Here is an 18,550-nt window from a genome sequence, read left to right as displayed (position 1 = left end):
TTACCCCCCTCTTCTCTTCCCTTGTCAAGCCCCAGCCCTCAAAGTGATGAGAGCTCAGCCTAGACCCGGAGTTCCAGAGGCTTGCAGAAGGGAAAGGGAGAAAGGAGGAAGCATGACCGGAGGTAAGCGCGTCCCCTGGCTCAAGGCCTTGGCCCTGGGGCTGGGCCTCTCCGCCCTGGCGCAACAGGTCTCCTACCCGCCGAGCTTCGGCCCCTACGAGGCCCTGCGGCAGCAGGTCCACGCCCAGTGCCAGGGCTACCTCCAGCAGGGCAACCTCACCCAAGCGGGGCGGGCCTACGCCCTCTGTCTGCAGCAGGTGGCGGCCTCACTTTCGGTCTGCCCGCCGGGAATGGACTTCTTCAGCTTCCAGGCCTGTGTGGCCGCGGCCTCGGCGGGCTACCCCGCTCCCGGCAAGGCCGTCCTCACCCGACCCGCCTACCGGGTGGAGGTCCGGGGGGGCGTGGAGCGGGAACGGGACCCGCGCACGGGGCAGGTCCTGCGGGAGAAACCCGTCTCCCCGAGGCTCCTCTTCACCCTAGAGCGCACCCCCCAGGGGGTGTACCGGGGGGTGACCTACGACGAGCGCGGGGCCCCTGAGACCACCTACTGGGTTTCGCCGAGCTGCGAGCTCCTGGACCCCCAAGGGAGGCCCGCCATGGACGGGTTCAGCTGCCCCGTCTTCCCGGGAAAGCCCTACCTAAGCTGGATCCTGCCCCCGCCCACCCCGGGGCTGGTGCCGAGCAGCATCCTGTACCTGGCGGGGCGGTACTTTGACGACTTTGACGGGGACGGCCAACCCGAGGACGGGTACGCCTACACCGGGGGAACGGGGGGGAAGGAGTTCACCTCGGGGAACGTGCACCTCATCGCCTACGACGTCGGGACCGGCCTCCTCAAGTACGAGTACCGGATGGCGGTCCGGGAGAGCCAGGCCACGTACGCCAGCTACGCGATGGAAAAGCTCCTCCTCTTCCAGGTGCGCTGAGGAGGCCCCTCGGACACCCCCACCCTAGGGGGTTCGGGGAGGGGTGGAGTCGGCCAGGGCGAGGAGCCGCTCCGCCCCCTCAGGCCTCGCGGGGAGGTAGAGGTGGACGAAGCTCGCCAGCACCCGCCCGTCGGTGTACCCCTCCACCTCCTCTCCGCCCAGGCGGCGCCAGGCGGGGCTTGGGGAGGCGGGAAGCCTGGCGTAGTGGAACTCGTGCCCCTTGAAGGCCTGGCCCTTCCGGGCCACGGGGCTATCCCTTAGGGCCTCCACCTCCCGGTAGCCGAGGACGGGCCTCTCCGCCATGCGGGCCTCCCCCGGGACCAGGCCCACCATGGGAAAGAAACCCTCCCCCACCCAAAGCCCCTGGGAGAGGTACATGTACCCCCCGCACTCGGCCACGATGGGGCCGGGGAAGCGGCGGATGGCCTCCCGCAGGGCCAGGTTCGCGGAAAGCCGCTCGGCGAAGAGCTCGGGGTAGCCGCCCCCGAGGAGGAGGGCGTGGGCTTTGGGGAGGGTCTCGTCCTCGAGGGGGCTGAAGGGGACGAGCTCCGCCCCCAGGGCCTCCAAAAGCTCCAGGGCCTCGGGGTAGTAGAAGGCGAAGGCCCTATCCCAGGCGTAGGCCACCCGGGCCCGGGGCGGGCGCTTTGGGGGGAGAAAGGGCCCGGCCTCGGGGAGGGGCGGGGCGGTGGCGGCGAGGCGGAGGACCTCTTCCAGGTCCACGCGGAAGGCCCGCCTCAGGGCCTCGAGGGGCGGGGCCGCCTCCCCGGCGAGGACCAGGCCCAGGTGGCGCTCAGGAAGCTCCAGGGCGGGGTCTTGGGGAAGCCAGCCGAGGAGGGGGAGGCCCACGGCCTTTAGGGCCTCCTTCAGGATCTCCGCGTGCCGCTCCGAGCCCACCCGGTTGGCGAAGACCCCCACCACCCGCACCCCCGGGTGGAAGTCCCGGAAGCCCAGGGCGAGGGGGGCGATGGAGCCCGCCATGCCCTTGGCGTCCACCACCAGGGCCACGGGGGCCTTGAGGAGCCTCGCCACCTGGGCGGTGGAGCCCACCTCTCCCCGGGGGTCCTTCCCGTCAAAGAGGCCCATCACCCCCTCAATCAGGGCGAAGTCCGCCCCCCTCGCCCCGTGGCGGAAGAGGGCGAGGAGGCCCGTTTCGTCCAGGAAGAAGCCGTCCAGGTTGTAGGGCTTCCGGCCCGCGGCCTGCTCCAGGTGGGTGGGGTCAAGGTAGTCCGGCCCCACCTTGAAGGGCTGCACTCTTAGGCCCCGGGCCCTAAGGGCGAGGAGAAGGGCCAGGGAGACCGTGGTCTTGCCCGCGCCCGAGTGGGGGGCGGCGAGGAGGAGGCGCATCAGTGCTCTATCCCCCTCTGGGCGGGGACGCCTTGGTCAAAGGCGTGCTTCACCTTCCGCATCTCCGTCACCGTGTCGGCCAACTCCAAGAGGGCCTCGGGGGCGCCCCGCCCCGTCACCACCACGTGGACGTGGGGAGGCCTCGCCCGCAAGACCTCCAGGAACTCTTCCAGAGAAACCCAGCCGTAGCGCAGGGGGTAGGTGGCCTCGTCCAGGACCACGAGGTCGTAGGCCCCGGAAAGAAGCACCTCCTTAGCCCGCCCCCACCCCTCCTGGGCTAAGCGGGCGGAGGCCTCGAGGTCCCGGCTCCTCCAGGTGAACCCGTCCCCCAGGCCCTCTATGGGGATGCCCAAAAGGGCGAAGGCCCGGTGCTCCCCGAAGCGGGCGGTTCCATGCTTAATAAACTGGAAAATCCGCACCTTAAGCCCCCGGCCATGGGCCCTGAGGGCAAGGCCGAAGGCGGCCGTGCTCTTGCCCTTCCCGTCCCCGGTGTAGACCAAAAGGAGACCTCTTCGCTCTCCTTGGGGCTTGGCGTAGGGCTTGTGGCGTTTGGGCGCCTCCATGGGAAGAACTTACACGGCCCCTAGCGGAAGAAGGCGGAAAGGAGGGCCAGCACCACCCCCAAGGCCGTGAGGTAAAGCATCACCCTGTTGAAGGCGGAACCGATTTCGGCCTTCATCTCCTGGCGCAAGGCCAAGATCTGGGCTTCCAGTCGGTTCTCCACCTCCTGGATCCGCTTCCCCAAGCCCTGGAAGCGCTCCTCCAGCCGGGCTTCCCGCTCCCTGAGCTCCGCCTTCACCTCTTCCCGCAGGGCGTCTATGCGCCGGGAGAGGTCCTGGATGAGGGGAGGGAGGACGGCCACGGTGGTCTCCACCACCCCCTCCAGCTTCTCCAGGCGCTCCAGGAGGCGGTCCTCGGACATAGCCCTATGGTAAACCAGGCCCGGTACGGGAGGAAGGGACCTGCCCAAGCAGGGCCTGGGCCAGGAGGAGGACCGCCTCCCCCAGGGCGATCATGGCCCCGAGGGCATCCCCGTTCAGCCCCCCCAGGCGGGCCCAGGCCAGGCGGGCCACCCCCCAGGCGGCGAAGAGGGCGAGGAGGGCGGGAAGGGGGTAGAGGAGAAGGAAGGGCAGGGCGGGAAGGAAGGCCCAGGGCCAGGGCCCCCCCCGGACCAGCCCCGCCATCCCCGGGCCCAGTAGGGGGTAGCGGTGGAGGAAGGGGAGGAAGGCGAAGCGGGCCCACCCCGGGAAGAGGAGGAGGAAGAGGGGGTCTTGCACCAGGGCCAGGGCCTGGAAGAGGAGGAGGAGGTAGACCCCTCCCACCCCGAAGGCGAAGGCCCCCAGGTGGGGGTCCTTGAGCACCCTCAGGCGCTCCTCCCTAGGCCTCGCCCCTAAGAGGGCGTCCGCCAGGTCCAAGAGGCCGTCCAGGTGCAAGAACCCCGTGAGGCCGAGGAGGAGGGCGACCCCAAGGGCGGCGGAAAGCCCCGGGGGGAGGGGCGAGAGGGCGAGGAGGGCCAGGGGAAGGCCCAGGAGGTAGCCCGCCAAGGGGAAGAAGGCCACGCTCCGCTTGAAGTCCTCCTCCCCCACCCCTTCGGGGGCCACGGGCAACACCGTGAGGAGGGCGAGGGCGAGGCGGAGGGCTCGGAGCACCTAAAGCGCGCGGATAAGCGCCCGCCTGAGATCCTCGGGAAGGCCCACCTCCCCGGCCCCCGCGAAGGCCAGGAAGCGCCGCTCCAGTTCGGCGAGGGCCTTTTCCTCCGCTTGGGAGAGGGGAAGCCTCCCCTCCCGGACGAGGCGGGCGAGCAGGGAGCGAGCGCCGGGGTCTAGCCCCTCCAGGAGGTCCCGCAGGGCTTCCGGGTCCAGGAGGTCCTCCAGCCCCATGCCCTCATCCACCTCGAGGCCCACGAGCCAAAAGGCCCTGAGGCTGAAGGGCAGGCGCCGGGACCAGTCCTCCAGACCGCCCCCTTCGGGAAGGGGTTTCTCCCGCCAGGGCCTTTGCGCCTCGAGGCGGCGTATGCGGAGGGGGTAGACCTCGAGGCGGTCCAAGAACATGGCCCTGCTCCCGAGGGGGACGAGGAAGGCCTCCTCCACCTCCTCCTCCGGGGGAGCCAGGAGGAGCCAAGTGAAGAGGAACTCCTCCGGCCATAGGGCCCCGGGCGGGGGCTCGGGAGGGGAGAGGGGGGGCGAGGGGGTCCCGCTTGAGCTCCAGGCGGAGGCGCAAGGCCTCCCTCACCCCCCAGGGGAGCTCCTCCCGCAGCAGGCGGCGCACCCGCCCCTCGGGCCACTCCCTAAAGGGTCGGTACAGGAGGGCGTAAAGCTCCAGGAGGAGGCTGCCCGGGAAGGCCTTACGGAAGTGGGCCACCTCCTCGGGGGAAGCCGCGGCCGCGGCCGCCTCCCGCTCCTCCGGGGAGGCCCCGAGGAGCTCCCCGAGGCTCGCCGAGGGCACGAAGGGCGGCCTCCCCTCCTCCAGGGAGCGCAGGCGCACCACCCACTCCCGCATCTCCTGCCCCACGTCCTCCGGAGAAAGGAGGCCTGAGCGCAGGAAGGGCCTACCCCAAGAGGCGAGCTCCTCCACCCCCAGGCGGAGAAGCCAGGGCCGGAAGGCCTCCCGGGCGAAGGGCGGGAGGGGCGCGTCCGCCCGGCCCAGAGGGAGGAAGAGCTCCAAGGGGACCAGGGGTCTCCCCTCCTCTGCCGCCTCCAGGGGTTCTTGCAAACGGGGAAAGCGGTCCCTCAAGGGCGGGTCAAAGGACCGGTCCAGCTCCAGGGACACCCTCCCCTCCCCCACCCCCAGGGCCAGGAGGGCGAGCCCCTCGGCGAGGTGGGGGTCCTTGGGGCGCCGGGCGAGGAGGGGCCGGGCCTCCTCCGCCAGGGAGGGCCCTTCCTGGGGGAAACGGGCGAGGAGGCGGGCCAGCTCCACCCGCCAGTCCCCGCCCCAAGCCTCCCCGAGCTCCCCGGCGAGGCCCTGCGCCTTGAGGAAGGCCCCGCGGACCAGGTACAGGCGCACCAGGAGGTAGCCCGGATAGGGGGAAGGGCGTTTGCGGAAGAACCCTTCCAGGGAAGGGATGTCCTCCTGGTAAAGCCACCGCTCCACCTCCCGGGCCACCTCCAGAGGAAGCCCCTGCTCCTCCAGGACGGCCTCCGCCCAGGCGGCGTCCCCTGGGAGGGGGAGGCCCCGCCGCTCCAGGAAGCGGGCCAGGTCCAGGAGGTGAGCGGGAAACTCCGTGCCGTAGATCCGCCAGAGCTCGGCGCAGGCCTCCCCACCCATGGCCTTGGCCCCGAGTTCCATGAGGCGGAGCCCTTCGTAGACTCCGTCCGAGGTGAAGCGGAGGTAGCCGTAGAGGAACCGGGCCTCCGGGTCCTTGGGGTGCCTGCGGTAGGCCCGCTCCGCGTGCTCCAGGGCCCCGAGAAGGTCCCCCTCCTCCAGGAGGTCCCAGGCCCGTTCCAGATCCCAGCGCCTCATGAGGGGATTATATTCGGGGGCCTTCACCCCCGGAACACCCCCGCCTCCTGGAAGGTGGCCATGTGGAGGATGCGGGCCGCGGCCCGGAGAAGGGGCATGGCGAGGACCGCCCCCGTCCCCTCCCCCAGGGCGAGGTCCAGGTCCAAAAGGGGCCTTAGGCCCAGGGCCTCCAGCTGGTGTCGGTGCCCAGGCTCCCGGGAGAGGTGGCCGGCGAAGAGGTGGTCCCTGAGGCCCGGCGCCATCCTCCAGGCCAAAAGGGCCCCCGCGGTCACGGGAAAGCCGTCCAGGACCAGGGGAAGCCCGGCCTCGTAGCCCTCGAGGTAGACCCCGGCGATGGCCACAAGCTCAAGCCCCCCCACCTCGGCCGCCACCTCCAGGGGGTCCATGCCCGGGCGGAGGCGGGCGAGGGCCCGGGCCACCGCCTGGCGCTTCCGCTCCAAACCCTCCTCCCCCACCCCCGTCCCCCGGCCCACCACGGCCTCGGGAGGAAGGCCCAGGAGGGCGGCGGTGAGGGCGGCGGCCGCCGTGGTGTTGCCGATGCCCATGTCCCCGGCGGCGAGGAGGGTGGCCCCTTCGGCGATGGCCCGCCTCGCCGCCTCGCGGCCCGCCTGGAGGGCCCTTTGGGCCTCCTCGAGGGTCATGGCGGGGCCTTGGGCGAGGTTCGCCGTCCCCGGGCGCACCTTGCGCTTAAGAAGCCCCGGGTGGTCGGGAAGCTCCCCCACCACCCCCACGTCCAGGACGTAGACGGCGCAGTCCGCCGCCTGGGCGAACTGGTTGATGGCGGCGCCCCCACGGAGGAAGTTCAGGACCATCTGCCGGGTGACCTCCTGGGGGTAGGCCGAGACCCCCTCGGCCACCACCCCGTGATCGGCGGCGGCCACCACCACCGCCCCCCGCCCGAGCTCCGGCTTCACCCGACCCTGGAGGGCGGCGAGGCGCAGGGCCACCTCCTCCAGATGGCCCAAGGCGCGGGGGGGCTTGGTGAGCTCCTCCATGCGCGCCCTAGCCTGGGCAAGAACCTCGGGATCCCGCATGGAAGGAAGTTTACCCTAGGGGCATGGAGCTTTGGCTCGTGCGCCACGGGGAGACCCTATGGAACCGGGAGGGAAGGCTTCTCGGCTGGACGGACCTCCCCCTCACGGCGGAGGGGGAGGCCCAGGCGAGGAGGCTCCGGGGGGCGCTTCCCCCCCTTCCCGCCTTCAGCTCGGACCTCCTGCGGGCGAGGCGGACGGCGGAGCTCGCGGGGTTTTCCCCGCGCCTTGCCCCCGAGCTTCGGGAGATCCACTTCGGAGCGCTGGAGGGGGCCCTTTGGGAGGCCCTGGACCCCCGCTATAGGGAAGCCCTCCTCCGCTTCCAGGGCTTCCACCCCCCGGGAGGAGAGAGCCTCTCCGCCTTTCAGGAGCGGGTCTTCCGCTTCCTGGAGGGGCTTAAAGCCCCTGCGGTCCTCTTCACCCACGGGGGGGTGGTGCGGGCGGTGCTCAGGGCCTTGGGGGAGGACCGCTTCGTGCCCCCGGGGAGCGCGGTGGCGGTGGACTGGCCCAGGAGGGTGCTCGCCCGCCTCTCCCTTGACGGGAAGGAAGCGACCGGGTAAAACACAGGCGAGAGCGGCCGGGGTGCCCCAGGGCCCGGATGTCCTGGGGCGCAAAAGGGGGAAGACCGGTGAAAGTCCGGCGCTGTGCCGCAACGGTAACCGGCCCAAAGCCACAGGCCTAGCGTCTTGGCCGGAAGCCCGAATACCCGCCCCGGTGCGCGCCTCACCTGCCCCCGAGCAGGGGCGAAAGGAGGCGGTAATGAAGAGAAGCGGATACCGGTCCCAAGCCCTCTTCTCCCCGAAAAAGGCAGGTGCCCCGTGACGGGCCTCGAGCTCCTGGCCGTGGCCCTGGGGATGCGCCACGGCGTGGACCCTGACCACCTGGCGGCGGTGGACGGGCTCTCCCGGGTGAGGCCCTCGCCCCTTAACGGCGTCCTCTTCGCCCTGGGGCACGGGGGAGTCGTCACCCTCCTGGCCTTCCCCGCGGCGAACCTCCTCGGGCGGGTGGACCTCGAGGCCCTCCACCTCCCCGCCTTCCTCCTCCTCCTGGTGGCGGCCCTGAACCTCTACCGGCTCCTAAAGCCCACCCCTCCCACCCCCCCGAAAGGGCTTCCCCTCCTCAACCCCCTCCTCCTCGGGGTCCCCTTCGGCCTCGGGTTTGAAACGGCCAGCCAGCTTTCCGCCCTGGCCCTCTCCGCCGAGCTTTCCCCTTTGCGCCTCGGGGCCTTCTTCACCCTGGGGATGCTGCTCGTGGCCGGGGTGGACGGGCTTCTGGCGAGCCGTCTGCAGAACCTGGCCAAGGACTCCCGAAGGGCGGAGGAGGCGAGCCGCCTCCTCGGATGGGCGGTGGTGGCCGTGGCCCTCCTTTTGGCCCTGGCGGAGCTTGGGGGGGTGGACCTCGAGGCCCTTGCCCTGCCCCTAGGCCTTGGCCTCTTCGGCCTCCTGGTTTCCTTGAGGCTCTACGCCCTAAGGCCCGCATGAGCCACCCTTACCCCCCGCCCCGGGACAAGAAGGGAAGCCGCATCGGCTTCACCACGGGGGCGAACGCCGCCGCGGCGGCCAAGGCCGCGGCCCTCGCCCTCCTCGGGGAGGCCCCGGAGGTGGTGGACATCTGGCTCCCCGCGGGGTGGCGGCAACCCTTCAGGGTCTTCCGCCTAGAACGGAAGGGGGACGGGGTCCTGGTGGGGATGATCAAGGACGCCGGGGACGACCCCGATGTGACCCACGGGGCGGAGATCCAGGCCTTTGTGCGCTTTGCGAGCGAAGACCGCCTCGAGGGGGGCGAGGGGGTGGGGGTGGTGACCAAGCCCGGCCTCGGGGTACCTGTAGGGGAGCCCGCCATCAACCCCGTGCCCAGGCGGATGATCTGGGAAGCGGTGCGGGAGGTGACGGAAAGGCCCCTCGCCATCACCATCGCCATCCCCGGCGGGGAGGAGCTCGCCAAGAAGACCCTAAACCCCAGGCTCGGGATCCTCGGGGGGCTTTCCGTCCTCGGGACCACGGGGGTGGTGAAGCCCTACTCCACCAGCGCCTTCCGCATGAGCGTGGTCCAGGCGGTGGGGGTGGCGCGGGCGAACGGGCTCTTGGAGATCGCCGCCACCACGGGGGGCAAGAGCGAGCGCTTCGCCCAAAGGCTCCTCCCCCACCTCCCCGAGATGGCCTTCATAGAGATGGGGGACTTCGTGGGGGACGTCCTCCGGGCCGCCAGGAAGGTGGGGGTGGAGGTGGTGCGCGTCGTGGGAATGATCGGGAAGATCTCCAAGATGGCCGACGGCAAGACCATGACCCACGCCGCCGGGGGCGAGGTGAACCTCTCCCTCCTCCTTTCCCTCCTCAAGGAGGCGGGGGCAAGCCCCAAGGCCCTCAAGGAAGCGGAAGGGGCGGCCACCGCCCGCCGCTTCCTGGAGATCGCCTTAGAAGAGGGCCTGGAGCTCTTCTTCGTGAACCTCGTCCGCCTCGCCCGGGAGAAGCTCCAGGCCTACATCGGGGAAAGGCCCTTTGTGAGCGTGGCCCTCACGGACTTTGACGAAGGGCGGTGCCTCGCCGCCTGGCCCGACCGGGAGGTGTACCGTGGATGACCTGATCAGGGCGCAGAAAAACCCCGCCCACCAGATGACGGAAAAGGGGCGGGCCATAGAGGAGGAGAGCTTCCGCATCGTGGACGAGGAAGCGGGGCCCCACGGGTTTTCCCCCCTGGAGTGGCCCGTGGTGCGCCGGATGATCCACGCCACCGCCGACTTTGAGTACAAGGCGCTTACCCGGTTTAGCCCGGGAGCGGTGGAGGCCGGGCTAAAGGCCATCCAAGAGGGGGCGCGGATCCTGGTGGACGCCCGGATGATCGCCTGCGGCCTAAACCCGGAAAGGCTCAGGCTCTTCGGCAACGAGGTGGTGGAGCTCCTCGCCCACCCCGAGGTGGTGGAAAGGGCCAAGGCCACGGGGGGGACCCGGGCCGAGGCGGCGGTGGCCTACGCCTGGGAAAAGGGGCTTCTGGACGGGGCCATCGTGGGGGTGGGGAACGCCCCCACCTTCCTCCTCGCCCTGGTGGAGGCCATCCGGCAAGGGGCGAGGCCCGCCCTGGTCCTGGGGATGCCCGTAGGCTTCGTGAACGTCCTCGAGGCCAAGCGGGCCCTCATGGAGGCCCCGGTGCCCTGGATCGTCACGGAGGGCCGGAAGGGGGGGAGCACCCTGGTGGTGGCCGCCCTCCACGCCCTGATCCGCCTCGCGGCGGACGGGGGGGTGGACACCTCCAAGGCCCACAGGGAGGGGTAGATGGTCTACGTGATCGGGATGGGCGCGAGGGGCCGGGAGGGCCTGAGCCTCGAGGCCCTAAGGCGCCTAGAGGAGGCGGAGGTCTTGATCGGCGGCAAGCGCCACCTCGCCCACTTCCCCGACCACCCCGGGGAGAAGGTGCCCGTCCAGGGCCCTCTGGAGGCCCTTTTGGACCTGGCGGAAACACGGCTTAAGGAGGGGAAGAAGGTGGCCTTCCTGGCCTCGGGGGACCCCCTCTTCCACGGGATCGGCAAAAGGGTCCTGGAACGCTTCCCCGAGGCCGAGGTCCACCCCGCCCCCACCGCCTTCCAGGAGGCCTTCGCCAGGCTTAAGCTCCCCTGGGACGGGGCCCGCTTCTTCTCCCTCCACGGAAGGCCTTTGGGTGGGGTGCTCCTGGAGCTAAGCCTTTCCCCCCTCTCCGTGGTCTACACCGACCCCGAGCACACCCCGGCGCGGATCGCCCGGGCCCTCTTGGAGATGGGCGTGGACGCCCGGGCCCACGTGGCGGAGCGGCTTGGGGAGGAGGACGAAAGGGTGCGGAGCTTCGCGGGCCTAAAGGAGGTGGCCGAGGAGCGCTTCCTGGACCCCAACGTCCTCATCCTGGAGGCCAAGGGGCCCCTTCCCCCAAGGCTCGGCTTCTTCCCCGACGAGGCCTTTGAGCAAAGGATGCCCAAGAAGGGGCTCATCACCAAGCGGGAGGTCCGCCTCCTCGCCCTGGGCCTCCTCGGCCTTCCCCCGAACGGGGTCCTATGGGACATCGGCGCCGGGACGGGAAGCGTGGGGATTGAGGCGGCGAGGCTCGCCCCTTGGGGGGAGGTCTACGCCGTGGAGAAGAACCCCGAGTCCTGGCCCCACATTGAGGAGAACGCCCGCCGCTTCGGGGCCTTTAACCTCCACCTGGTCAAGGGGGAGGCCCCAAAGGCCCTAGAGGGCCTCCCCGCCCCCCATGCCGTCTTCGTGGGGGGAAGCGGGGGGGAGCTTGAGGAGATCCTCCGGGTGAGCCTCGAGGCCCTGAGGCCCGGGGGAAGGCTCGTGGTGGCGGCCATCACCCTGGAGAACCTCCTTGCGGCCTACGGCTTTTTGAAGGGAACGGGGCTCCCCCTGGAGGGCTTCCAGGTCCAGGCGAGCCGGGTGGTGCCCCTCGCCCGCTACCACCGCCTCGAGGCGCAAAACCCCATTACCCTTCTCGCCGTGACCAAGGAGGTCGCATGAAGCTTTACCTGATCGGCCTGGGCCCCGGCGACCCCGAGCTCCTCACCCTGAAGGCGCTAAGGCTCATCCAAAGGCTCCCCGTCCTCTTCTACCCCAAGGAGGAGGGGAGGGAGCCCATCGCCTTGGGGATCGCCCGGCCCTTCCTCCCCGAGGGCAAGCCCCTCCTCCCCTTGCCCCTCTTCACCGGGGGAGACCGCAAGGAGGCGGAGAGGGCCAGGAGGGAGGCGGCCCACAGGGTCCGGGAGGCCCTTTCCCGCTACGGAGAGGGAGGGTACCTCGTCCTGGGGGACAGCCTCCTCTACGCCTCCCCCTTGAACCTCCTCCCCTATCTGGAGGGGGTTGCGGTGGAGGCCGTCCCCGGGATCAGCGCCCATCAGCTGGCGGCGGCCAGCCTCCTTAAGCCCATCGCCCTGGGGGAAGAAGGGTTCGCCGCGGTGACGGGGCTTGGTCCCGTGGACCCAGAGGGCCTGAACCGCTTCCAGAGCGTCTTCGTTTACAAGGCCAAGGACCTCGAGGCCCTAGAAAAGGCCTTTCCCGACCGGGAAGGGTGGGCCTTTTTGCGCCTGGGGATGCCGGGGGAGAGGGTCCTGCCCCTAGGGGCGGCCAAGGGAGTGGCGCGGGACTACTGGACCCTGGTGGGGCTTTGGCGAAAGGGGGGGAAAGGATGAGGCCCGTGGTGCACGTGGTGGGCGGGGGGCCCGGGGACCCGGAGCTCCTCACGGTGAAGGGGGCGAGGCTTCTGGGAGAGGCCCGCTTTGTCCTCTACACGGGAAGCCTCTTCCCCGAAGGGGCCTTGCGGGCGCTTGCCCCAAAGGCGGCGCTTCTGGACTCCAAGGGGATGACCTTGGAGGAGATCGTCCTGGCCCTGGCCGAGGAGGCCCAGAAGGGCGGAGGGGTGGTCCGGCTCCACTCGGGGGACCCGGGGCTTTACGGGACCCTTCTGGAGGAGAAGGAGGCCCTCGAGGCCCTCGGGGTCGGGGTGGAGGTGGTGCCCGGGGTCACGGCGGCCTTCGCCCTGGCGGCGAGGGCGGGCCTCTCCCTCACCGCCCCGGGGGTGGCCCAGGCGGTGGCCTTCACCCGGCTTGGGGTCAGGACCCCCGTCCCTGAGGGCCAGGACCCCAAAAGCCTTGCCCGCAAGGGGCTGACCCTTGCGGTCTACCTCTCGGGGATGCACCCAAGGAGGCTATCCCGGGAGCTTCTGGAAGCGGGGCTTCCCGGGGACACCCCGGTGCTCTACGGGCACAAGGTGGCCCAGCCGGGGGAGGAGGTGGGGCTTACGGACCTTAAGGGCCTCGCCCACCTCCCCGCCCGGGACACCACGGTCTATTTGGTGGGGGAGGCCTTGAGGGCCAAGGGCACGAGGAGCCGGCTTTACGACCCGGACTTCAAACACCGCTACAGGAGGTGAGGGCATGGGAGAACTCTTCCTGGTGGGCATGGGCCCCGGGGACCTTCCGGGCCTTACCCAAAGGGCCCGGGAGGCCCTGGAAGGGGCGGAAGTGGTCATCGGCTACAGCACCTACGTGAAGCTCTTGGAGGAGATGGGGCTCCTTGCGGGGAAGGAGGTGGTCAGGAAGGGCATGACCGAGGAGCTGGACCGGGCGGAGGAGGCCCTGGAGCGGGCCCTTTCTGGCCAAAAGGTGGCCCTCGTCTCCGGAGGGGACCCGGGGATCTACGGGATGGCGGCCCCCGTCTTGGAGCTCATGGAGGAGCGGGGCCTAAAGCGGGTGGACGGGGGGGTGGGGCTTCCCGGAAGGTTCGCCGGGGAGGAAGGGGAGGTTTTCCTCGCCGTCATCCCCGGGGTCACGGCGGCCAACGCCGTGGCGAGCCTCCTGGGAAGCCCCATAGCCCACGACACCTGCCTCATCAGCCTCTCCGACCTCCTCACCCCCTGGCCCCTCATAGAGCGGAGGCTCCACGCCGCGGGGCAGGGGGACTTCGTGGTGGTCCTCTACAACCCCCAAAGCAAAAGGCGGGACTGGCAGCTTAGGAAAAGCGCCGAGATCCTCCTGGGATACCGCCCCAAGGAAACCCCGGCCGCCTTGGTGAAGAGCGCCTACCGCAAACGGCAGGAGGTCGCCCTCACCACCCTGGAGGGGCTAAAGGAGGCGGAGGCGGGCATGCTCACCACGGTGGTCATCGGCAACAGCCAAAGCCGCTTTTACGAAGGCACCTTCCTCACCCCCAGGGGCTACGCCCTGAAGTACGACCTGGGCACCAAGGAAGCCCTCCCCGGGAAAACCCCAGGGCTTTCCCTGGTCAGCCCCGAGGGGGCTAGCTCGGGGAGGCGGGATGCCTGAACTTGGGCCCTTGCGCCCCGAGAGGGTGGCCGTCTACACCCTCACCCTCCCCGGCCTCGCCGTGGCGGAGAGGATCCAAAGGGCCCTCCCCGGGAGCACCCTCTACGCCGCGGCCAAGTACCGGGGCCTCTCGGAGGGGGCGGTCTACTTTGAGGAGCCCATCAAGGAACTCCTCCTCAAGACCTGGGCCCTCCACGACGGCCACGTCTTCGTCATGGCCTCGGGGATCGTCCTCCGGGCCATCGCCCCCCTGATCCTGGACAAAAGGGTAGACCCTGCCGTTTTGGTGGTGGACCTCAAGGGACGCTACTTCGTCCCCCTCCTCGCCGGGCACCTGGGCGGGGCAAATCCCTTAGCCCGCCACCTCGCCGAGGCCCTGGGGGGTGAGGCCGTCCTCACCACGGGAACGGATAGCCTCCGCGCCCCCGCCCCCGACCTGCTGGCCAAGGCCCTTGGGGCCCGGGTCCCCGACTGGAGCCCCCTCAAGGAGGTCTCCGCCCTCCTGGTGGACGGAAGGGCCGTGGGCTTCTGGTCGGACTGCGTGGACCTCAGCCCTTTGGGGCGTTACCCCATGGTGCGGGTGCTCGAGGAGCCCCGCCCGGAAGGGGTGGAGGGGATGGTTCTCTTCACCGTGCGCAAGGCCTTCCCCCTTCCCGTCCCCGCCTTCTTCGCCCACCCCCCCGCCCTGGTCCTGGGGATCGGGTGCAACCGGGGAACCCCCCTGGAGGAGATCCGGCGGGAGGTCTTCGCCTTCTTGGAGGAAGGGGGCTTCGCCCGGGAAAGCCTTAGGGTCCTGACCACGGCCGAGCTCAAGCGGGACGAGGCGGGGCTTTTAGCCTTCGCCGAGGAGGTGGGCCTCCCCCTGCGCTTCTACCCCAAGGAGGTCTTAAACGCCCAGAGGATCCCCAACCCCTCGGAGGCCGTCTTCCGCCACACGGGGCTATGGGGGGTGGCCGAGGCCGCCGTCTTGGCGGAAGGGGCGAGGCTTCTCGTGGAGAAGACGAAGCGGGGGAACCTCACCCTGGCCCTAGGGGTCCTATCCCTGGGGATCCCCGAGGAGGCCCTGCCGTGATCCTCCTCGCCGCCCACGGCTCCCCCGACCCCAGGGCCCAGGCCCTGGCCCAGGGGCTCAGGAAGGGGCTGGAAAGGCGGCTTGGAGAGGAGGTGCTTTTGGGTTTCATAGAGCACCAAAGCCCTACCCTCCTCGAGGCCGCCTTGGAGCTCGCCAAGGGAGGGGGCGGGGTGGTCCTCCCCCTCCTCCTCCTCGGGGCGGGGCACCTAAAGGCCGACCTGCCCCTTGCCCTGGAGGCGGCCAGGGGCCGGTACCCCAAGGCCCGCCTCCTCCTCGCCCGCCCCCTCGGCACCCACCCGGCCCTGGTGGCCCTCTGGGCGGAGCGGCTTGGGCGCAGGGGGGCCACGCCGGAGGACGGGGCGGTCCTGGTCCTGAGGGGCGGCACCGACCCCGGGGCGAACGCGGAAGGGGCGGCCCTCGCCCGGCTCATAGAGGAGAAAACCGGGGTGCCCACGGTCCCCGCCTACGCCGCCAAGGCGAGGCCCACGCCCAGGGAGGCCCTTCTGCGCCTCGCCGCCTTGAGGCCGAGGAGGGTCTTCCTCCTCCCCCACCTCTTCTTCCGGGGGGTGGTGGAGGAGAGGCTCCAGGGCCGGGTGGCGGGCCTGGACCTGGAGATTCTCCCCCCCCTCATGGGCCACCCCGCCCTCCTCGAGGCCCTAGCCGACCGCTACCGAGAGGCCCTGGAGGGCGGGTACGCCCCCTGCGACACCTGCCGCTACCGCTTTCCCCTGGGCCGCTTCGCCCCGAGGCGGGAGGCCCAGATCGCGGGGCTAAGGGCCCTCCGCCACGCCCTCTTCGCCCCGGGCCGCCACCCCCACGGGCCCTTCACCCACCTCCTCCTCTGCACCGGGGAGGACTGCCGGGCAAGGGGGGCCCTGGGGCTTCTGCGCCGCCTGGAGGAGGGCCTGAGGGACCTCGGGCCCCTGGTCCAGCTCACCCCTACCCCTTGCCTCAGCCGCTGCGGCAAGGGGCCCGTTCTCATCGCCTACCCCGAAGGGGTGGTCTACGGAGGGCTCTCCCCGGAGGACGCCCTCCCCCTGCGGAAAACCCACCTAGAGGGAGGGGAGGTCTACCGGGAAAAGCTTTTGGAGGTGATCTAGATGGCGTGCCACGAGCTTTCGGCCCTGAGGATCGCGATCGGCGAGCTTTTGGAGAAGGAGGCCCACGACCTCCTCCACGAGCGGGAGGAGCTTGCCCCCGTGCTTGGGGAAAGGCCCGAGCTCAAGCGCCTCGCCGAGGCCAAGACCTTTCCCGCCCTGGAGGAAGCCCTAAGGGAGGCCCTCCTCCACCTGGAGGAAAGGGCCGCCCAGGAGCCCGAAGAGCCCTACTGGCGTGGGCTTCTCCTGGCGGTGGAGGCCATGGAGGGGCGCCTTAGGGCCCTTAAGGCGGAGGCCGAGGCCCTCTACCAGGACCTGGACGCCCTCCACAGAAGGCTCCACCGCCTCTTCCCAAGGCGGCGATGAGGGGGAAGGTCTACCTGGTGGGGGCGGGGTTCGGAGGGCCGGAGCACCTCACCCTAAAGGCCCTTAAGGTCTTGGAGGTGGCCGAGGTGGTCCTCCACGACCGCCTGGTCCACCCCGGCGTCCTCGCCCTGGCCAGGGGGGAGCTCGTCCCCGTGGGCAAGGAGGGCTACGGGGAAAAGACCCCCCAGGAGGCCATCACGGCGAGGCTCATCGCCCTGGCCCGGGAGGGACGGGTGGTGGCCCGGCTCAAGGGGGGGGACCCCATGGTCTTCGGGCGGGGCGGGGAGGAGGCTTTGGCCTTGAGGCGGGCGGGCATCCCCTTTGAGGTGGTCCCGGGGGTGACGAGCGCTGTGGGAGCCCTTTCCGCCCTGGGCCTTCCCCTCACCCACCGGGGGCTTGCCCGGAGCTTCGCCGTGGCCACGGGGCACGACCCCGCCCTCCCCCTCCCCCGGGCGGACACCCTGGTCCTCCTCATGCCCCTCCACGCCCTGGGAGGGCTCAAGGAAAGGCTTTTGGAACGCTTTCCCCCGGAAACCCCCCTCGCCCTCCTCGCCCGGGTGGGCTGGCCGGGGGAGGCGGTGCGGCTGGGCCGGGTGGAGGACCTCCCGGGCCTCGGGGAAGGCCTCCCCTCCCCGGCCCTCCTGGTGGTGGGAAAGGTGGTGGGGCTTTATGGCGAGCTCTTGGGCCTTTAGCAAGGCGGAAAGGGAGGCGGTCTACCGGGCCCTCCTTACCCGCCGGGACATCCGCCACTTCCGGCCCGACCCCATTCCGGAGGAGGTCCTGGAAAGGCTCTACCAAGCCTTCCACGCCGCCCCGAGCGTGGGGCTCACCCAACCCTGGGCCCTCGTGGAGATCCGGGAAAGGGCGACCAAAGAAAGGGTCTTCGCCCTTCACCAAAAGGCAAGGGCCCGGGAGAGGGTCCTTTTTCAAGGAAAGGCCCAGCAAGTCTACGACCGCCTGCGCCTCGAGGGCCTCCTCGAGGCTCCCCTGCACCTCGCCGTCTTCCAGAGGCCCGTCGCGAGAAGCCTCGGCCACCACACCATGCCCGAGACCCTCGCCTACTACTCCGTGGTGCTGGCCGTGGGCAACCTCTGGACCGCCGCCCGGGCCGAGGGGATCGGGGTGGGGTGGGTGAGCATCCTGGACCCCGAAGCGGTGGCCAGGCTTCTGGGAGCCCCACCGGGCTACCGGCTTCTGGCCTACCTCTGCCTGGGATACCCCCGCGCCTGGCCGGACGAACCCCTTTTAGAGCGGGCGGGCTGGCGCCGAAGGGAGCCCCTTTTGCGCTACCGGGAGCGCTTCCCATGAGCCTCCTCCTCGCCCTCCTCCTGGACGCCCTCTTCGGGGAGCCCCCTCCCAGGCTCCACCCCGTGGTCTGGATGGGGCGGTACCTCGCCTGGGCCTGGAAGCGGGTCCGGGGCTTCCCGTCTGGGGCCTTCTACTGGGCTTTGGGGGCCCTCCTCTTCGCCCTGCCCGCCTTTCTCCTGGACCTCCTCCTTAGGCCCTTGGCCTGGGGGTGGGTGGCCCTTGGCCTCCTCCTCAAGCCCCTCTTCAGCCTGAGGATGCTCCTTGAGGAGGTCTTTGAGGTGGAAAAGGCCCTGGGGGAGGGCCTCGAGGCGGGAAGAAGGCGCCTTTCCCGCATCGTGAGCCGGAGAACCGCAGACCTCTCCGAGGAGGAGGTGCGGGAGGCCGCCCTGGAAAGCCTCGCGGAGAACCTCTCGGATAGCCTCCTCGCCCCCCTCCTCTACTACGCCCTCTTCGGCCTCGGGGGGGCCGCCCTCTACCGCTACGCCAACACCGCCGACGCCATGTGGGGCTACCCGGAGCACGGGGCGAAGGGCGCCTTCGCCGCCCGGGCGGACGACCTCTTGAACCTCCTTCCGGCCCGGCTCACCGGGCTTCTCCTCTGCCCGCTTGGGCTCTGGGGGAGGCTTTGGCGGGAGGCCCGCAAGACCCCTTCCCCCAACGCGGGCTTCCCCATGGCCGCCCTGGCCTTGAGGCTTGGGGTGCGCCTCAGGAAGCGGGGGGCCTACGCCCTGAACCCCCTGGCCCCCTCCCCAAAGGCCCGGCACACCCGGGAGGCCCTCTGGCTCGCGGGGGGCCTGGGCTACGGGGTGGGCCTCCTCCTCGCGGCGGCCACGGGGCTTTGGTAGGCTTTGGGGGTGGCGCAAAGCCGGGACCTTTCCCTGGGGGAAGGGCTGGCGCCCTTCGCGGGGCCGCAGGGGAAGAAGGCCGCCTTGCAGAGGCCCGGGGCCCCTCGGCGGCGGGCCTCCTCGAGGCGCCCGCCCAAAGGTTCCCCGTGCCCGAGGCGCGGCCGGACGCCGCCAGGGAGCCGGACAAACACCCCAAGCCGGGACCCCGAGGCCTCGCCAAAGGGCGCCCTCCGCCTCCGTCCTTAGCCTAGGCCCCACTCGG

22 protein-coding genes and 1 riboswitch are annotated in these 18,550 nt (G+C 70.8%); of the genes, 15 read left to right on the top strand and 7 right to left on the bottom strand.

Annotation, left to right across the window (positions count from 1 at the left end):
* Positions 1 to 112: 112 nt before the first annotated feature.
* Positions 113 to 985, top strand: a complete 873-nt coding sequence (locus TthTMY_RS04850) for a hypothetical protein (RefSeq protein WP_223903486.1) — start codon at positions 113 to 115, stop codon at positions 983 to 985.
* Positions 986 to 1,009: 24 nt separating this feature from the next.
* Here the strand turns inward: TthTMY_RS04850 and TthTMY_RS04845 are convergent, their stop codons facing one another.
* The 7 genes from TthTMY_RS04845 to cobT are packed head-to-tail and all read right to left on the bottom strand — an operon-like array spanning position 1,010 to position 6,822.
* Complete coding sequence (locus TthTMY_RS04845; protein WP_096410479.1) at positions 1,010 to 2,329, bottom strand: cobyrinate a,c-diamide synthase; 1,320 nt, start codon at positions 2,327 to 2,329, stop codon at positions 1,010 to 1,012.
* On the bottom strand, positions 2,329 to 2,892 hold the full coding sequence (cobO, locus tag TthTMY_RS04840) for a cob(I)yrinic acid a,c-diamide adenosyltransferase (protein ID WP_096410478.1): 564 nt from the start codon (positions 2,890 to 2,892) through the stop codon (positions 2,329 to 2,331). The genes TthTMY_RS04845 and cobO overlap by 1 nt, the downstream gene beginning before the upstream one ends.
* Positions 2,893 to 2,912: 20 nt before the next feature.
* Complete coding sequence (locus TthTMY_RS04835; protein WP_096410477.1) at positions 2,913 to 3,251, bottom strand: DUF1640 domain-containing protein; 339 nt, start codon at positions 3,249 to 3,251, stop codon at positions 2,913 to 2,915.
* Between the two features lie 4 nt (positions 3,252 to 3,255).
* A complete protein-coding gene (locus TthTMY_RS04830; RefSeq protein ID WP_223903485.1) occupies positions 3,256 to 3,978 on the bottom strand; it encodes an adenosylcobinamide-GDP ribazoletransferase in 723 nt (240 codons plus the stop codon).
* Positions 3,979 to 4,209, bottom strand: a complete 231-nt coding sequence (locus tag TthTMY_RS04825; protein ID WP_223903484.1) for a hypothetical protein — start codon at positions 4,207 to 4,209, stop codon at positions 3,979 to 3,981.
* Between the two features lie 4 nt (positions 4,210 to 4,213).
* Complete coding sequence (locus TthTMY_RS11845; RefSeq protein ID WP_267874002.1) at positions 4,214 to 5,788, bottom strand: hypothetical protein; 1,575 nt, start codon at positions 5,786 to 5,788, stop codon at positions 4,214 to 4,216.
* A gap of 23 nt (positions 5,789 to 5,811) precedes the next feature.
* Positions 5,812 to 6,822, bottom strand: coding sequence for a nicotinate-nucleotide--dimethylbenzimidazole phosphoribosyltransferase (cobT, locus tag TthTMY_RS04815; protein WP_096410476.1), 1,011 nt, complete (start codon positions 6,820 to 6,822; stop codon positions 5,812 to 5,814).
* Positions 6,823 to 6,845: 23 nt separating this feature from the next.
* Between cobT and TthTMY_RS04810 the strand changes: the two genes are divergently transcribed.
* From TthTMY_RS04810 to cbiB, 14 genes are all read left to right on the top strand, one after another.
* A complete protein-coding gene (locus tag TthTMY_RS04810; protein ID WP_223903483.1) occupies positions 6,846 to 7,379 on the top strand; it encodes a histidine phosphatase family protein in 534 nt (177 codons plus the stop codon).
* Positions 7,380 to 7,382: 3 nt separating this feature from the next.
* Positions 7,383 to 7,548, top strand: a riboswitch (cobalamin riboswitch).
* A gap of 89 nt (positions 7,549 to 7,637) precedes the next feature.
* Positions 7,638 to 8,300: a nickel permease gene (locus TthTMY_RS04805; RefSeq protein WP_223903482.1), complete on the top strand. Its 663-nt coding sequence runs from the start codon at positions 7,638 to 7,640 to the stop codon at positions 8,298 to 8,300.
* Complete coding sequence (locus tag TthTMY_RS04800) at positions 8,297 to 9,397, top strand: cobalt-precorrin-5B (C(1))-methyltransferase (protein WP_223903481.1); 1,101 nt, start codon at positions 8,297 to 8,299, stop codon at positions 9,395 to 9,397. Before TthTMY_RS04805 ends, TthTMY_RS04800 begins: the two co-directional genes overlap by 4 nt.
* A complete protein-coding gene (locus tag TthTMY_RS04795; RefSeq protein ID WP_172844611.1) occupies positions 9,390 to 10,088 on the top strand; it encodes a precorrin-8X methylmutase in 699 nt (232 codons plus the stop codon). The genes TthTMY_RS04800 and TthTMY_RS04795 overlap by 8 nt, the downstream gene beginning before the upstream one ends.
* Positions 10,089 to 11,300 carry a precorrin-6y C5,15-methyltransferase (decarboxylating) subunit CbiE gene (gene cbiE / locus TthTMY_RS04790; protein WP_096410475.1) on the top strand — a complete coding sequence of 404 codons (1,212 nt, stop codon included), beginning with the start codon at positions 10,089 to 10,091 and terminating at the stop codon, positions 11,298 to 11,300.
* Positions 11,297 to 11,968: an SAM-dependent methyltransferase gene (locus TthTMY_RS04785; RefSeq protein WP_096410474.1), complete on the top strand. Its 672-nt coding sequence runs from the start codon at positions 11,297 to 11,299 to the stop codon at positions 11,966 to 11,968. Before cbiE ends, TthTMY_RS04785 begins: the two co-directional genes overlap by 4 nt.
* Positions 11,965 to 12,708 (top strand): cobalt-precorrin-4/precorrin-4 C(11)-methyltransferase, encoded by a 744-nt coding sequence (locus TthTMY_RS04780; protein ID WP_096410473.1) that lies wholly within the window; start codon positions 11,965 to 11,967, stop codon positions 12,706 to 12,708. The genes TthTMY_RS04785 and TthTMY_RS04780 overlap by 4 nt, the downstream gene beginning before the upstream one ends.
* Positions 12,709 to 12,712: 4 nt before the next feature.
* A complete protein-coding gene (cobJ, locus tag TthTMY_RS04775; protein WP_096410472.1) occupies positions 12,713 to 13,600 on the top strand; it encodes a precorrin-3B C(17)-methyltransferase in 888 nt (295 codons plus the stop codon).
* On the top strand, positions 13,593 to 14,672 hold the full coding sequence (locus tag TthTMY_RS04770) for a cobalt-precorrin 5A hydrolase (RefSeq protein ID WP_096410471.1): 1,080 nt from the start codon (positions 13,593 to 13,595) through the stop codon (positions 14,670 to 14,672). Before cobJ ends, TthTMY_RS04770 begins: the two co-directional genes overlap by 8 nt.
* A complete protein-coding gene (locus tag TthTMY_RS04765; protein WP_096410470.1) occupies positions 14,669 to 15,772 on the top strand; it encodes a CbiX/SirB N-terminal domain-containing protein in 1,104 nt (367 codons plus the stop codon). The genes TthTMY_RS04770 and TthTMY_RS04765 overlap by 4 nt, the downstream gene beginning before the upstream one ends.
* On the top strand, positions 15,773 to 16,135 hold the full coding sequence (locus tag TthTMY_RS04760) for a DUF3209 family protein (protein WP_096410469.1): 363 nt from the start codon (positions 15,773 to 15,775) through the stop codon (positions 16,133 to 16,135).
* Positions 16,132 to 16,827, top strand: a complete 696-nt coding sequence (cobA, locus tag TthTMY_RS04755) for a uroporphyrinogen-III C-methyltransferase (protein ID WP_096410468.1) — start codon at positions 16,132 to 16,134, stop codon at positions 16,825 to 16,827. Before TthTMY_RS04760 ends, cobA begins: the two co-directional genes overlap by 4 nt.
* On the top strand, positions 16,805 to 17,443 hold the full coding sequence (gene bluB, locus TthTMY_RS04750) for a 5,6-dimethylbenzimidazole synthase (protein WP_096410467.1): 639 nt from the start codon (positions 16,805 to 16,807) through the stop codon (positions 17,441 to 17,443). Before cobA ends, bluB begins: the two co-directional genes overlap by 23 nt.
* Positions 17,440 to 18,288 carry an adenosylcobinamide-phosphate synthase CbiB gene (cbiB, locus tag TthTMY_RS04745; RefSeq protein ID WP_096410466.1) on the top strand — a complete coding sequence of 283 codons (849 nt, stop codon included), beginning with the start codon at positions 17,440 to 17,442 and terminating at the stop codon, positions 18,286 to 18,288. The genes bluB and cbiB overlap by 4 nt, the downstream gene beginning before the upstream one ends.
* Positions 18,289 to 18,550: the final 262 nt, after the last annotated feature.

Origin of the sequence: Thermus thermophilus, from assembly GCF_019974155.1 — a bacterium.
GTDB classification, from domain to species: domain Bacteria; phylum Deinococcota; class Deinococci; order Deinococcales; family Thermaceae; genus Thermus; species Thermus thermophilus_C.
This window is presented reverse-complemented; position numbering and strand designations above follow the sequence as displayed.